We start from the raw sequence: 12409 nt of genomic DNA, 5'->3' as shown, positions 1-12409 counted from the left end.
CTAGGCGATTTGTCAACGTATGGCACCTCTGCGCCCGCGCACGAAAACCATGGTCAGCAACGGACTTCTGGCCGCCGCTCGGTTCGGCGGAGCGCCTTTCCACTGCGTCGGGCGCCGCTCCTCGCAATAGGCTGTCGGCGTGCCCCGCAAGAGAGCGACGATCAGGGAAGTGGCTCAGGCGACCGGCCTGTCGCCGGCCGCCGTCTCCTACGCGCTGCGCGGCCTGCAGGTGTCCGAGGAGACGATGGAGCGGGTGCGCGCCGCCGCGGCCGAGCTCGGCTACGAGGCCGACCCCATCGCCAGGGCCCTGGCCAGCGGCCGCACCGGGATGATCGGGCTGCTGTGCGGCTCGCTCGAAGACCTGTGGCAGCAGTCGCTGGCCGTGGGCATCAGCAGAGGGCTGCGGGAGAAAGACCGCTACGCGCTGATACTCGACGCCGTCGGCGACCCCGCCAGGGAGCGCGCGCTGGCCCAGCAACTGCGTGACCAGCGGGTCGACGGGCTGATCGTCCAGCCGCTCGACCCGGCCGCGCCGTTCTGGGCCGAGCTGTGCGAGTCGCTGCCGGTGGTCGCGATCGGCGACTCACTGCCCGGAACGGCCGGCGAGGTCATCTTCGACAACCGCAGCGGGGTGACCCTGGCCCTGGAGCACCTGCGCGACCTCGGCCACCGCCGCGTCGCCGTGCTGACCCCCACCAGGCCGAGCACCCCCGACCGGCCCGCCGACGTGCACGTCACGGCCGAGGCCGACCGGCTGGGGCTCGACATCGAGGTCGCCACCGCCCCGCACGACCTGGCCGGCGCCACCGCGGCCGCACACCGGCTGCTGACCACGTCCGGGCCGAGCGCCGTCTTCTGCTTCGCCGACTCCATCGCGTACGGCGTCTACGCCGCCGCCCGCGACCTGGGGCTGTCGATCCCCGGCGACGTGTCGGTCATGGGCTACGACGACCATCCGATGTCCGGGCTGCTCGCGCCCGGCCTGTCGACGGTCGACTGGGACCTCGACGGCATCATCAGGGCCGCCGTCCGGCTCATGTCGGCGGCTGCCGACGGTGGCGCTCGTCGCCGGCGTATCGTCCAGCGTCCGACCCTGCGCGAACGCGGCTCGGTCGCCCGCCGCTAGGGGCGCGGCCCGCCCCGCAGGGCCTGGCGGGAGTCGGCCAGGGCGGCGGTGAGCGGGGTGTCGGGCGGGGGGCCGTCGAGCGCGCGGGTGGCGGCGGTGCGTTCGCAGGCGAACACGATCTCCAGCGGCTCCACGCAGCGCAGCGCGTGCCTGGCGGCCTGGGTGGCGAACCCGGCGTGGTCCTCGGTGCCGCGCGAGATCACCGCGGTGCCGGTGGTCACCGGCGTGGCCAGGTGACGCAGGTCGGCCAGGGCGTCGTGGGCCACGTACTCGAGTATGAGCGCGCCCGAGCTGCCCGGACGGTCGGCCAGGAACGGGTGCAGTCCGGTATGGGCCGGGTCCATCAGCGTGGCCAGGCGGGTGGTGCTGAGCTGGGCCGTCTGCACCAGGGCGGCCCGCAGCGCGTCGAGCGCCAGCGCCACCGGCGCCGAGTGGAAGTTGCCGTTGTGCCAGGCCAGCGAGCCGGCGATGAGCGGGTTCTCGGCGGCGGCGTTCAGATCCGTCTCCACCGCCGACTCCGCGCGGTCGAGCGCGTCCATGGCGGCGCCGTGCACCTGGGCGAACGCGCGGTAGCCGTAGGTGTCCTGGACGCGTACCGCCCACTCCTGGCTGAGCAGGCCGCGCAGGCGGGCGGCCACCGTGGCCTGCCCGGGGTGCGGCCGGGCCTCCTGCACGGCGGCGGCCAGCGGCTCGGCCGAGGCCGACACCGCGACGAACGAGCAGGCGACCACGTCGACGGCGGCCTCGAGCAGCACGCGCAGCCGGTGACAGGCGAGCGCGGCGTCGGCCAGCGTGGCGGCGCCCGAGCTGATGAACGGCAGGGCGTCGGCGGGCGCGAGCGGGTAGCGGGGTCCCGGATCGCCGCCGGGCGGGCCGTCCCAGGGCAGTTCGCCGAGCAGGCACAGGGCGGTGGAGGACAGCGCGGTCAGGTCGCCGGTGCCGATCGCGCCGTAGGTGTGCAGCGGCGGGGTGAAGCCCTCGTTGATCGCGTCGGCCAGCACCGGCAGGACGCCGGGATCGACGCCGGAGCCGCCGGCCAGCAACTGGTTGAGCCTGACCACCAGCATCGCCTTGGCACGTTCCCGGCCGACCCTGGGGCCGGCCGCGCAGGCGTGGCTGCGCAGCAGATCGAGGCCGCAGGGCACGGCGAAGTCCTTGTTCGCGCCGACGCCGGTGCTGCGGCCGTACACCGGGCCGGTCAGCTCGCGGGCGGTGGCCCAGGCCGCCCGGGCCCGATCCGTCGAGGCGATCGTGACCCGGGCGCCGCCGCAGGCGGCTTCGTGGACCTGCGCGCAGGTCAGGCCGGTGCCGTCGAGCTCCATGGACGTGTCAGTCGCCGTCCGGGATGATCAGTCCGAGCACCCAGCTGACGACGCTGATGATGACGGCGCCCCAGAAGGCGTCGGGGTAGAAGCTGTCGACGTGGAAGGGGATGTCGAGCTGGCCGGAGATCCAGCTGGTCAGCAGCAACATGCCGGCGTTGATGACGAGGAGGAAGAGCCCGAGCGTCAGTGCGATGATCGCACAACCCAGGGCCTTGACGATCGGCTTCACGATCGCGTTGACCAGACCGAAGATCAACGCCACGATCAGCAGGACGCCCCAGTAGTTGGGGGTGTTCTCGGCCACGGTGATTCGGATGCCATCGAAGAACTGCATGGCCACCCAGAGCGCGGCCGCGGCCGCGAGGGTTCTGATGATGAATCTCACGCTGGTTGATCCTCCCACTTGTGCTCGGCGCTCCGATAGAGGCGTGAGTCCCCCGAACGGTACGTGCCCGGAGATGACCTTCCGTAGTCGCCGGTTATCGACGGGCGAACCCGGGAAGGGGCGGATCGGGGGAGGGAGCGAGAGATGGACGCGAATGGCCTGGAGTCGTTGCCCGCCGACGAGTTGCACGAGCGTGCCGTGAGGTACGCGGTCCGTCACGGGGACCTGGGGTTCCTGTGGAACCTGCTGAAGGTGATCCCGGCGGCCGAGGCCGCCAGCGGTCACGAGAACGAGACCGCCAACGACCTCACCAAGGTCTCCGCGCTGCTCAGCGACGCCATCGCGGCGGGCGAGGGCAAGCTGGGCGACGCCCTGCGCCCGATCTACCTCGACTACCTGCGCCGGCATCCCGAGGCGTAGCCCTGATCCGGCCCGCCCCGGGTCGGGCCGGTCTCAGCCGGCCAGGCGCTCGGTCGTGCCGTGGGTGGCGAAGCCCGGGGTGGCGACCTCCTGGCCGTCCCGCGCGATGATCAAGGTCTGGTACGGCTCGGCGGCCGCGAGCTCGGTGGCGAAGCGCCGGGCCAGCACCGGGCCCATGGCGTACATGGCGGTGGCGTACGCGTCCGCCACCGCGAGGTCCGGCCCGATCACGGTGACCGCGCGCAGCGTGGCCTGCGGCTCGCCGGTGCGCGGGTCGACCACCGGAGATCCGCCCGAGGTGGAGATGCCCAGGTCGTGGGCGAGGACGATCTTGCGTACCCGGTCGTCGTGCGGGTCGCGGACGCCGATCCGCCAGGGCCGTCCGGGTGTCGCCGAGCCGCGCACCCTGATGTCGCGGCCCGCGGTGATGCGGTGGTCCACGGCGCCGGCGTTGGCCAGGGCGCGAGACAGCCGCTCCAGCGCCCAGCCCTTGATGTAGCCCGACGGGTCGAGCACGCCGTTCCTGCGGGCGTCGAACCAGCCGCCGGTGGCCTCGCTCAGTTCGTCGCAGCGGTGCAGGACCTCGATGAGCTCGGGAATCTGCTCGATCGTGCGGCCGTGGTTCAGCCGGCCGATCTGGCTGCCTTCCTTGTCGGGGCTGAAGGTGTCCTCCACCCAGCGCAGCCAGGCGAAGGCGTCGTCGAGCAGGGGGTTCAGCTCCCTCCTCGGCAGGGCCGTGCGAATATCCACGCTGACCGGCATGCCCATGATCGTGTCGACACGGGCGCTTCCCGGGAAAGTCGTCACCTTGCCTCCCTTGTCCGCAGCTACCGTCCCACGCCGGGCGTAATGTGAGGCTAAACGTTTTACAGTGATTTGAAATGAATCTGTGATCTAGGGATCGCCAGGCGTGACAACGCGCCGCCGACGTACTGCTTGAAGCGGCGCGGACCGGCCACCAGCACGTCGCGTTCCGCGATGTCCGGCACCTGCCTGCTGAGCCCGGAGGCGCTCAGTCGCTCCTTGACCCTGGGGTCGTGCTCGTCGCCGACGACCAGCACCAGCCCGTACCGCGATTCCAGCTCGCGCAGCTCGTGGGTGGCGTGCTCGGTGCGGTAGACGGCCACCGTGTCGCCGCTGTTCAGCAGGCGGCGCAGGCCGTCGGGGGCCATGCCGGTGGCGATCACCAGGGAGCCTCGGGTCCTGATCGGGACCCGGTGGTGCCAGACGGCCATCACGGCGGCCACGGCGTACAGGACGATCGCCCCGACCCTGATCGGGCTCGCGCCGGAGCCGAAGCCGTGCGCGACCACCAGCGCCCCGGCCAGGTAGCCGCCCAGCCGCAGCCGCTGCCTGGCCTGTTCCGATCGGATGTAGTCCGAGACCTTGAGCGTGAGCAGCCCCAGCCCGATCAGCAGTGCCGCGCCCACGTACGCGGAGGTGACGCCGAAACCCGGCTGGATCGCGCCGAACTCGGCGACCGCGACTCCGCACCAGAAGAGGAGAGGACCTTGATTCGCTTTCACCTGGCTTGCCATGTCACCAAGGATGCGGGAAGAACATGAGATTGATCTGAGTAAGGTCTGAAACATGGCTAACGTGCGTGTTGAGCGGACTGAGAATGGTTTCCGGGCGACCAATGCCCGGGGCGCCGAGGTACTCATCGGCGGCGGGGACGAGGACGGCGTCTTCACCCCGGTCGAGCTGCTGCTGGCGGCGGTGGGCGGCTGCAACATCGTCACCGTCGAGCCGCTCACGGCCAAGCGCGGGCACCGGCTGGTCCGCCTGGCGATGACGGTGCAGTCGGACAAGGTCGAGCCGAACCTCCTCGGCCCGGTCACGGTCACCTACGACGTCGAACTCCCCGCGGAAGGGGACTCGGAGAAGGCCGACGAGGTCTACCGCGCGGTCGCCGAGCGCGTGCACGAGAAGTACTGCACGGTCAGTCGTTCGCTGCAGGAGGGGACGGAGGTCCGGTTGGAGCTTCCCTAGTCGGATTAAACAGATATTCGACCCCGTTATGACGCGACCGTTGCATTCGTCTCGGTAGCGTTGTAGCAGGTCGAGAGACCCGACGAACCTTCACCGAAGCGGACACGGAGGGGGACCGTGGTCTGCTAGTGCGGGACCGCCGACGTTTTTGGGGGAAAGCGTCGGCCTGGACCGCCGCCGATCGGGGGCCGGACAGATTTGGGGGAACTGTCCGGCCCCCGATCCATGCCTGGGGGCACCCCGATCCATGCCTTGAGCGGCCGTATTGTTCCTTTCGTGACAAAAGTTCTGATCGACTGCGATCCCGGCATCGACGACGCGCTCGCCCTGGCCCTGGCCGCCGGCTCGCCGTCCCTGGAGATCGTGGGCATCACCACGGTCGGCGGGAACGTGGACCTGTCGATGACCACCGCCAACGCCCTGGCCCTGCGCGAGTTCCTGGACCTGGGCGACGTGCCCGTGACCCCGGGCAGCGCCGGCGCCCTGCTGCCGCAGACCGTGCGCGCCGCCCACGTGCACGGCGAGAGCGGGCTCGGCGGCGCGGTGCTGCCCGCCCCGGTCCGCGACGTCTCCGCCGGGCACGCCGTGGACTTCATCATCGACGCGCTCAAGGCCGCCCCCGGCGAGATCACCCTGATCGCGGTCGGCCCGCTGACCAACATCGCGCTGGCCGTGCGCCGCGAGCCCAGGATCGTCGAATGGGCCCGCGACCTGGTCATCATGGGCGGCTCGTACACGCGCGGCAACCACAACCCGGCCGCCGAGTTCAACATGCTCGCCGACCCCGAGGCCGCCGCGATCGTCTTCGCGGCCGGCTGGACGGTCAAGCAGCTCGGCCTGGACGTCACGCTGTCGGCCGTGGTCACCTCCGCCGTGCTCGACCGGATGCGCCCGCTGGGCCGCCTGTCGGAGCTGCTGGTGCCCGCCGCCCAGTTCTACGGCATGGTCACCGCCGAGGGTGGCCCGGCCATCCACGACGCGTGCGCGGTGGCGTACGTGCTCGACCCGTCGCTGTTCGCCGCCGTCCCCGCCGTGGTGAACGTGGAGACGGCCGGGACGTACACGCGGGGGATGACCGTGACCGACTTCAAGGTCGCCGACCGGCGGCCGAACGCCCTGGTGACGACCTCGCTGGACGTCAAGCGATTCTGGGACCTGGTGCTCGGCGCGTACGAGGGGCTGGCGGCCAGGCTCGGGTGATGTGCGAGCAGTGCTCGGCGGCTGATAGAGTTATGCGTGTTGCGCCGCTAGCTCAGTTGGTCAGAGCAGCTGACTCTTAATCAGCGGGTCCGGGGTTCGAGTCCCTGGCGGCGCACCAGCGAGAAGCCCAGATCATCACCGATCTGGGCTTCTCTGTTTTCGCCGCACGGATGCGTCTCGTGCGGGTTTGTCCGCGGTGCGGGTTTGCGTGCCGTGCGACAAGTCTTTGCGGCACTCGCACCCCGGCTTGAGCCCCGCCGGGCATTGGCTCTGCGGGGAGAGGAGTCAGGCCATGGCCGACGATGCGGACAACGGGCGCGAAGTGCTCACCAACCGGCAGGGGCACCCGGTCTACGACAACCAGAACCAGCGGACCATCGGGCCACGCGGCCCGGCCACGCTGGAAAACTACCAGTTCCTGGAGAAGATCAGCCACTTCGACCGCGAGCGGATCCCCGAGCGGGTGGTCCACGCCAGGGGCGCGACCGCGTACGGCTACTTCGAGGCGTACGGGAAGATCGGCGACGAGCCGATCGACCGGTACACGCGGGCCAGGCTCTTCCAGGAGCCGGGCAAGCGCACCGAGGTGGCCGTGCGCTTCTCCACCGTGATCGGCGGCAGGGACTCCGCGGAGACCGCCCGCGACCCGCGCGGGTTCGCGATCAAGTTCTACACCGAGGACGGCAACTGGGACCTGGTGGGCAACAACCTGGCCGTCTTCTTCATCAGGGACGCGATCAAGTTCCCCGACGTCATCCACGCGCTCAAGCCCGACCCGGTGACGTTCAGGCAGGAGCCGAGCCGGATCTTCGACTTCATGTCGCAGACCCCCGAGGCCATGCACATGCTGGTCAACCTGTTCAGCCCGCGCGGCATCCCGGCCGACTACCGGCACATGCAGGGCTTCGGGGTGAACACCTACAAGTGGGCCAACAGGCGGGGCGAGAGCTTCCTGGTCAAGTACCACTGGATGCCCAGGCAGGGCGTGCGCAGCATGACCGAGATGGACGCCGCCGCCGTCCAGGCCCAGGACCTCGGGCACGCCACGCGTGACCTGCACGAGGCCATCGAGCGCGGCGAGCACCCGGAGTGGGAGCTGCTGGTCCAGCTCATGAGCGACGACGAGCACCCCGAACTCGACTTCGACCCGCTCGACGACACCAAGGTCTGGCCGGAGAACGAGTTCCCGGCCCGGCCGGTCGGGCGCATGGTCCTCGACAGGAACGTGGCGAACAACTTCGCCGAGAACGAGCAGATCGCCTTCGGCACCGGCGTGCTGGTGGACGGGCTCGACTTCTCCGACGACAAGATGCTGGTCGGCAGGACGTTCTCCTACAGCGACACCCAGCGTTACCGGGTCGGCCCCAACTACCTGCAGCTCCCGGTCAACCAGGCCAAGAACGCGGCCATCCGCACCAACCAGCGCGACGGCCAGATGACGTACTTCGTCGACACCGCCGGCGAGAGCCCGCACGTCAACTACGAGCCCTCGCTCATCGACGGCCTGCGCGAAGCCGACTACGCCACCGACGACGAGCAGGGCCCGATCATCTCGGGCCGGCTCACCCGCAAGCGCATCCCGCGTACCAACGACTACGTCCAGGCCGGGCAGCGCTACCTGCTGATGGAGCAGTGGGAACGCGACGACCTGGTGCGCAACCTCGTCACCGCGCTGGCGCAGTGCGACAGGCGCGTGCAGGAACGCATGGTCTGGCACTTCCTGCTCGCCGAGGACGACCTCGGCCAGCGGATCGGCGAGGGCCTCGGCATCGGCGCCCAGGACGTCGCCCATCTCAAGCCGCTGCCCGGCCAGACGCTCACCGAGGAGGACGAGGCCCGCCTGGCCTCGCTCGGCAACAACGGCCCGAGGAACGTGGAGGGGCTGAAGATGACCCACTGCGTGCCCGACGAGCGGGCCGTGCGGGAGCCGTGACGGGTTGACGTGACCGGCTGAAGGGCCTCCGAAGGAAACCCGAAGCGGCGCGGCGCATGGTGGTCGCATGACGGCAAGGGTGAAGGAGTTCGCCGAACTCCAGGACGACTTCGAGACCTACATCGGCGACATCGTGTACGCCACCATGACCACGGTGGACGGCAAGGGCCGGCCCAGGGCCCGGGTGCTGATCCCGATCTGGGAGGTCGTCGACGGGCGTCCGGTGGGATGGCTGGCCACCTACCGGACGCCGGTCAAGGCCGCGCACCTGGCGGGGAACCCGCACACCACGTTCTCGTACTGGACGCCCAGGCAGAACGCGGTCAGCGTGGACGCGGTCGCCGCGTGGACGGACGACCTGGCGGTCAAACGCCGGGTCTGGGACCTGTACCGGACGGGCAGCCCGCGCGGCGCCGGCTACGACCTGGGCAACTTCTGGCGGGACCCGGCCGACCCCAAGCTGCACGTGCTGCGGCTGGAGCCGTGGCGGGTGCAGGTGATCCGGGGCAGGGACCTGTTCAGCCGCATCTGGCGGTCGCCCGACACGTGAACCGGAGGGCTCAGGCGAGCGCGTCGCGGGCGTCCATCAGGGCGAAGCCGAGCAGGTTGAGCCCGCGCCAGGCGGACGGCGTCGCGGCGTGCTCGTCGTCGGCGGCCAGCCCGATGCCCCAGACCCGGTCCACCGGGCTGGCCTCGACCAGCACGCGCTGCCTGGTGCCCAGCAGGTATGCGGCCAGGTCGGGGTGTGCGCCGAACTTGGCGACGCCGGCGCGCACCACGATGGCGTAGCGGTGCTCCCGCCAGCGGGCCTCGTCGAAGCCGCGTACCTGGCGGCCCAGGTCCTTGGCCTGCTTGGGGTGGGCGGAGCGGAGGATCGCGGCGGCCGTCTCTTCGTCGCCGAACAGCCACGCCTTGTGGGCCATCATGTAGTGCTCGGCGGTGGCGTAGGTGTGGCCGTCCGCGGTGAACGGGGCCGGCCACCACTGGCTCAGGCAGCCGGGGCCGGGTGAGCCGTCGCGCGCCGGGCGGTGCCCCAAGAAGAACAGGTAACGCAGCCTGCGCCCGGCGTTCTGCGCGGCCACGGCCTGGTCGACGGAGCGGGGGAGGTCGGACATGCGTGACAGGTTGCCGTAATCGGCGGGTCAGCCGCCAGCGGTTTCCCGCCGGCCCAGCCAGAGGCCGTACCCGGCGGTGACGAGCGTGACGAGCAGGGCGGCGGGCAGCCAGTACGCGCCCACGGCGTCGAGCGTCGGCTGCGGCACGCCGGTGATCAGTGCGACGGCGAACGCCAGGTTCACCGCGAGCGCGGCCGCGACGTGCCCGGTCAGCGGCCTGCTGAGGCGCAGGGTGCGGACCACGACCGGGCCGCCCGCGAGCGCGACGGCCAGGGCCGCGGCCACGGCGGCGAGCATCAGGGTCCAGGCCAGCATCAGCAGCCCGCCCGCCGGGGTCAGGCCGGTGATCCCGGTGGGGAGCAGGGCGACGATGACCGAGATGATCGGCAGGCCGGCGCCGAACAACGCGCCGAGGCTCCGCAGCCGGGTGTCGCCCACGGCGGCGGCGAGGCGGCGGGTGCGCGCCGTGATGCCGCCCGCGCCAGGCCGCGCGCCGGGTAAGCCGGTTTCGTGATCCGTCATGGCGTCTGCTCCAAGCGGCGGAGGACGGCCTGCTTGGCCGCGGTGAACTCATCGTCGGTGAGCACCCCGGACCGGTGCAACTCGCCCAGTTCGGCCAGGCGGCGCAGGACGGCGTCGTGCGCGTCGGCCGTGACGGCCGGCGGCTCGTCGGCCGGCGACAGCTCGGCGAGATTGCGCGGCAGGCAGGCGACGACGGCCGCGGCGACGAGCGCGGTGGTGCCGCCGAAGCGCTGCATCCCCCACGAGATGCAGTGCGGGTCCTTCTGCGGTGGTTTGGCCGGGCCCTCGCCCTTGACCCGGAACCGCAGGCTGCCGTAGCCGACGCCGGTCTGCGGCTTCCACTCCACGCCCGTCAGGTCGGACAGCGGCCACTCGCGCGGCCCGATCCGCTCCTTGTCGCTGCTCGCGAAGCCGGTCCACTCCAGCCGGACGCGCTCGCCGTCGAAGACCACCGTGCCGTCGCCCGCCGTGGCCGTGATCGGCACCGGCGGCCCGGGCAGCAGGTACGTCTCGCACGGCCCGGTCGGGGTCTGCCAGACCAGCAGCGCGTCGCGCAGCTCGTCGACGAAGTATTCGGCGGCGCCGGTGCGGTCTTTCGCGACCGCCAGCCGGTACGGGTCGGCGGGCGCCTCAAGGGCGCCGGCCACCGCGTCGGTCAGCGGATCTGCGCCTTTACGCAGCCGCAGGCGCACGTGGCCGCCCCTGCGCGCGGGCTCGAAGGCGATGCCGGCCACCGCTTCGAGCGGGACGACCAGCTCGCCCAGCTGCTTGCGTACCGCGTGCACGTCCCTGCCGCTGCCGGGCACGATTCGGAGGATTTCTCCATTGAACGTCCATGCCCCGTCGGGGACCGCGATCTCGGCCATATTCTCAGCCTAGGACACCTTCCGGCGGGGCACGGCGAGAGGAGCGGGATGGAGATCTTCACGAGCTGGAAGTCCTGGAGGGAGGCCGAAGGGCCGCTGGAGAAGGCGTTGCCGCAACAGACCGTCGACACGTTGCGCGGGGCCGTCGAGTTCGCCGTCCGCAGGCACGGCGTGCAGCAGCGGCCGACCGGCGCCCCCTATCGGGAGCACCTGCTCGAAGCCCTAGAGGTGGCCGTGACCGGGGCCGGGCTCGACGACGGCGACGTGCTGACGGCGATCGTGCTGCACGACGTGGTCGAGGACACGCCGTGCACGGAGGCGGACGTCGCGGCGCGCTTCGGCCCGGTCGTGGCCGGGCTGGTGCGCTGGGTGACCAAGCCGAAGGGCGGCACGAAGGAGGCCTACCTGCGCGCGCTGGCCACCGCACCGTCGCGGGCCGTGCTGGTGAAGCTGGCCGACCGGGTGAGCAACGTGCAGGAGCTGCAGCGCATGCCGTACGCGTTCCAGCGGCGCTACTACCGCGAGACGGTCGAGCACATCCTGCCGCTGGCCGACCCGTACCCGTGGTTCGCCCAGTGGTACGCCGACTGGCGGCGGCACTGGAGACGGCTGGAGCGCTGGCCCGACTGATCCCCGGAGCGCTCCCTCAGCCGCCGAGCCGTTCCAGGCGGTTGCGTACGCCGTCGAAGTGGGCGTAGACGGCGGCCACGGCGGCGCTCTTGTCGCCGGCCAGCACCGCGGTGTAGATGTCGCGATGCCTCCTGGCCACGTCGGACGGTGATTCGTCCGGGGTGCCCAGGTGGTCGCGCAACTGGTGGTAGACGTCCCAGAACGCGCCGAGCAACTGGCTGACCAGCGGGTTGCCCAGCGGCCGGTAGAGCAGGTCGTGGAAGAGCCTGTCGGTCTCGGGCGAGACCTCCCGCACCGCGGACTCGTCCTCCATGCGCGCCATGACGTCGGCGACCGGGCCGAGGTCGGCCTCCGGCCCGAGGTCGATGAGCCGCTGGACCAGCCCGGCCTCCAGGATCTCGCGGATCTCCACCAGGTTCGCCAGGTGGTTCTTACCGTTCTGGAGGGTGATGCGGCTGTGGAAGGCCAGCTCGTCCACCAGGCCGGACAGGGACATGCGCCCCACGAACATGCCGAACCCGTGGCGGATGTCGACGATCCCGACCGCCTGCAGCGCCTTGAGCGCCTCTCGGATCGAGTTGCGGCTGACCTGCAGCTCCTCCATGAGCTCGGTCTCGGTGGGCAGGGGATCTCCGGCCACCAGCCCGCGCCGGACGATCAGGTCCTTGACGCCCTGCTGGGCCTCCACGGCACGGCTCGGCCGGGCAGGACGCGGGACAGTGGTCATGAAAGATCCTTTCGTCGTAGGTAACAATCCTGAAATGTTCTGTTGACCTCAAGTGCGCCCGGCCTTTAGCGTCCAGGTTACGCAAACATAGGACATGGGATGTCCCACGTTCTACCCCTAGCCCGCGTCCGGCGGGCCAGGCGGCGCCGAAATGTTTCGCGCTACCCC

The 12409-nt window shown here is 71.0% G+C and carries 15 protein-coding genes and 1 tRNA gene; 8 read left to right on the top strand and 8 right to left on the bottom strand.

Annotated elements, in window-relative coordinates; all coding sequences use genetic code 11:
* Positions 1 to 139 precede the first annotated feature (139 nt).
* Positions 140 to 1126 (top strand): LacI family DNA-binding transcriptional regulator, encoded by a 987-nt coding sequence (locus HII36_RS12625; RefSeq protein WP_328807689.1) that lies wholly within the window; start codon positions 140 to 142, stop codon positions 1124 to 1126.
* Here HII36_RS12625 and HII36_RS12620 read toward each other — a convergent pair.
* Together HII36_RS12620 and HII36_RS12615 are read right to left on the bottom strand one after the other, a co-directional pair.
* Positions 1123 to 2448 (bottom strand): aromatic amino acid lyase, encoded by a 1326-nt coding sequence (locus HII36_RS12620; RefSeq protein WP_173523317.1) that lies wholly within the window; start codon positions 2446 to 2448, stop codon positions 1123 to 1125. The two genes, HII36_RS12625 and HII36_RS12620, sit on opposite strands and share 4 nt — an antisense overlap.
* Before the next feature lie 7 nt (positions 2449 to 2455).
* A complete protein-coding gene (locus HII36_RS12615; protein ID WP_173523316.1) occupies positions 2456 to 2836 on the bottom strand; it encodes a phage holin family protein in 381 nt (126 codons plus the stop codon).
* A gap of 144 nt (positions 2837 to 2980) precedes the next feature.
* Here HII36_RS12615 and HII36_RS12610 point away from each other — a divergent pair, with 144 nt between their 5' ends.
* A complete protein-coding gene (locus HII36_RS12610) occupies positions 2981 to 3256 on the top strand; it encodes a hypothetical protein (RefSeq protein WP_173523315.1) in 276 nt (91 codons plus the stop codon).
* Positions 3257 to 3289: 33 nt separating this feature from the next.
* On the opposite strand, the gene HII36_RS12605 is transcribed toward HII36_RS12610, so the two are convergent.
* Positions 3290 to 4063, bottom strand: a complete 774-nt coding sequence (locus HII36_RS12605) for an FAD:protein FMN transferase (RefSeq protein WP_173523314.1) — start codon at positions 4061 to 4063, stop codon at positions 3290 to 3292.
* A 59-nt stretch (positions 4064 to 4122) separates the two neighbouring features.
* Positions 4123 to 4794 (bottom strand): hypothetical protein, encoded by a 672-nt coding sequence (locus HII36_RS12600; protein WP_173523313.1) that lies wholly within the window; start codon positions 4792 to 4794, stop codon positions 4123 to 4125.
* Between the two features lie 52 nt (positions 4795 to 4846).
* Here HII36_RS12600 and HII36_RS12595 point away from each other — a divergent pair, with 52 nt between their 5' ends.
* The 5 genes from HII36_RS12595 to HII36_RS12575 all read left to right on the top strand — a co-directional run bounded on the left by HII36_RS12595 (position 4847) and on the right by HII36_RS12575 (position 8931).
* Positions 4847 to 5248, top strand: coding sequence for an OsmC family protein (locus HII36_RS12595; protein WP_173523312.1), 402 nt, complete (start codon positions 4847 to 4849; stop codon positions 5246 to 5248).
* Positions 5249 to 5524: 276 nt separating this feature from the next.
* Positions 5525 to 6448 (top strand): nucleoside hydrolase, encoded by a 924-nt coding sequence (locus HII36_RS12590; protein ID WP_217369443.1) that lies wholly within the window; start codon positions 5525 to 5527, stop codon positions 6446 to 6448.
* Positions 6449 to 6489: 41 nt separating this feature from the next.
* A tRNA-Lys gene (locus HII36_RS12585) sits at positions 6490 to 6566 on the top strand.
* A 174-nt stretch (positions 6567 to 6740) separates the two neighbouring features.
* Entirely contained in the window at positions 6741 to 8381 is a 1641-nt protein-coding gene (locus HII36_RS12580) for a catalase (RefSeq protein ID WP_173523310.1), read from the top strand.
* Between the two features lie 67 nt (positions 8382 to 8448).
* The gene (locus HII36_RS12575; protein WP_173523309.1) at positions 8449 to 8931 is read left to right on the top strand and encodes a pyridoxamine 5'-phosphate oxidase family protein; all 483 of its coding nucleotides are present in this window, start codon (positions 8449 to 8451) and stop codon (positions 8929 to 8931) included.
* Between the two features lie 10 nt (positions 8932 to 8941).
* Here the strand turns inward: HII36_RS12575 and HII36_RS12570 are convergent, their stop codons facing one another.
* Genes HII36_RS12570 through HII36_RS12560 form a run of 3 tightly spaced genes read right to left on the bottom strand, consistent with a single transcriptional unit; the run spans position 8942 to position 10884 of the window.
* Entirely contained in the window at positions 8942 to 9496 is a 555-nt protein-coding gene (locus tag HII36_RS12570) for an NADAR family protein (RefSeq protein ID WP_173523308.1), read from the bottom strand.
* Positions 9497 to 9523: 27 nt separating this feature from the next.
* The gene (locus HII36_RS12565) at positions 9524 to 10018 is read right to left on the bottom strand and encodes a hypothetical protein (protein ID WP_173523307.1); all 495 of its coding nucleotides are present in this window, start codon (positions 10016 to 10018) and stop codon (positions 9524 to 9526) included.
* On the bottom strand, positions 10015 to 10884 hold the full coding sequence (locus tag HII36_RS12560; protein ID WP_173523306.1) for a DUF4429 domain-containing protein: 870 nt from the start codon (positions 10882 to 10884) through the stop codon (positions 10015 to 10017). The genes HII36_RS12565 and HII36_RS12560 overlap by 4 nt, the downstream gene beginning before the upstream one ends.
* A gap of 48 nt (positions 10885 to 10932) precedes the next feature.
* Between HII36_RS12560 and HII36_RS12555 the strand changes: the two genes are divergently transcribed.
* Positions 10933 to 11514, top strand: a complete 582-nt coding sequence (locus HII36_RS12555) for an HD domain-containing protein (RefSeq protein WP_173523305.1) — start codon at positions 10933 to 10935, stop codon at positions 11512 to 11514.
* A gap of 16 nt (positions 11515 to 11530) precedes the next feature.
* Here the strand turns inward: HII36_RS12555 and HII36_RS12550 are convergent, their stop codons facing one another.
* Complete coding sequence (locus HII36_RS12550) at positions 11531 to 12241, bottom strand: FadR/GntR family transcriptional regulator (RefSeq protein ID WP_173523304.1); 711 nt, start codon at positions 12239 to 12241, stop codon at positions 11531 to 11533.
* Positions 12242 to 12409: the final 168 nt, after the last annotated feature.

Origin of the sequence: Nonomuraea antri (genome assembly GCF_013283785.1) — a bacterium.
GTDB classification, from domain to species: Bacteria; Actinomycetota; Actinomycetes; order Streptosporangiales; family Streptosporangiaceae; genus Nonomuraea; species Nonomuraea antri.
The sequence above is the reverse complement of the archived record's forward strand: the minus strand, read 5'-3'. Positions and strand labels throughout refer to the sequence as shown.

What these genes read in the sequence shown, in the direction of transcription:
- HII36_RS12620 (WP_173523317.1), bottom strand. Translation starts at nt 2,448, where the DNA reads ATGGAGCTCGACGGCACCGGCCTGACCTGCGCGCAGGTCCACGAAGCC.
- HII36_RS12610 (WP_173523315.1), top strand. Translation starts at nt 2,981, where the DNA reads ATGGACGCGAATGGCCTGGAGTCGTTGCCCGCCGACGAGTTGCACGAG.
- HII36_RS12600 (WP_173523313.1), bottom strand. Translation starts at nt 4,794, where the DNA reads ATGGCAAGCCAGGTGAAAGCGAATCAAGGTCCTCTCCTCTTCTGGTGC.
- HII36_RS12595 (WP_173523312.1), top strand. Translation starts at nt 4,847, where the DNA reads ATGGCTAACGTGCGTGTTGAGCGGACTGAGAATGGTTTCCGGGCGACC.
- HII36_RS12580 (WP_173523310.1), top strand. Translation starts at nt 6,741, where the DNA reads ATGGCCGACGATGCGGACAACGGGCGCGAAGTGCTCACCAACCGGCAG.
- HII36_RS12575 (WP_173523309.1), top strand. Translation starts at nt 8,449, where the DNA reads ATGACGGCAAGGGTGAAGGAGTTCGCCGAACTCCAGGACGACTTCGAG.
- HII36_RS12570 (WP_173523308.1), bottom strand. Translation starts at nt 9,496, where the DNA reads ATGTCCGACCTCCCCCGCTCCGTCGACCAGGCCGTGGCCGCGCAGAAC.
- HII36_RS12565 (WP_173523307.1), bottom strand. Translation starts at nt 10,018, where the DNA reads ATGACGGATCACGAAACCGGCTTACCCGGCGCGCGGCCTGGCGCGGGC.
- HII36_RS12560 (WP_173523306.1), bottom strand. Translation starts at nt 10,884, where the DNA reads ATGGCCGAGATCGCGGTCCCCGACGGGGCATGGACGTTCAATGGAGAA.
- HII36_RS12555 (WP_173523305.1), top strand. Translation starts at nt 10,933, where the DNA reads ATGGAGATCTTCACGAGCTGGAAGTCCTGGAGGGAGGCCGAAGGGCCG.
- HII36_RS12550 (WP_173523304.1), bottom strand. Translation starts at nt 12,241, where the DNA reads ATGACCACTGTCCCGCGTCCTGCCCGGCCGAGCCGTGCCGTGGAGGCC.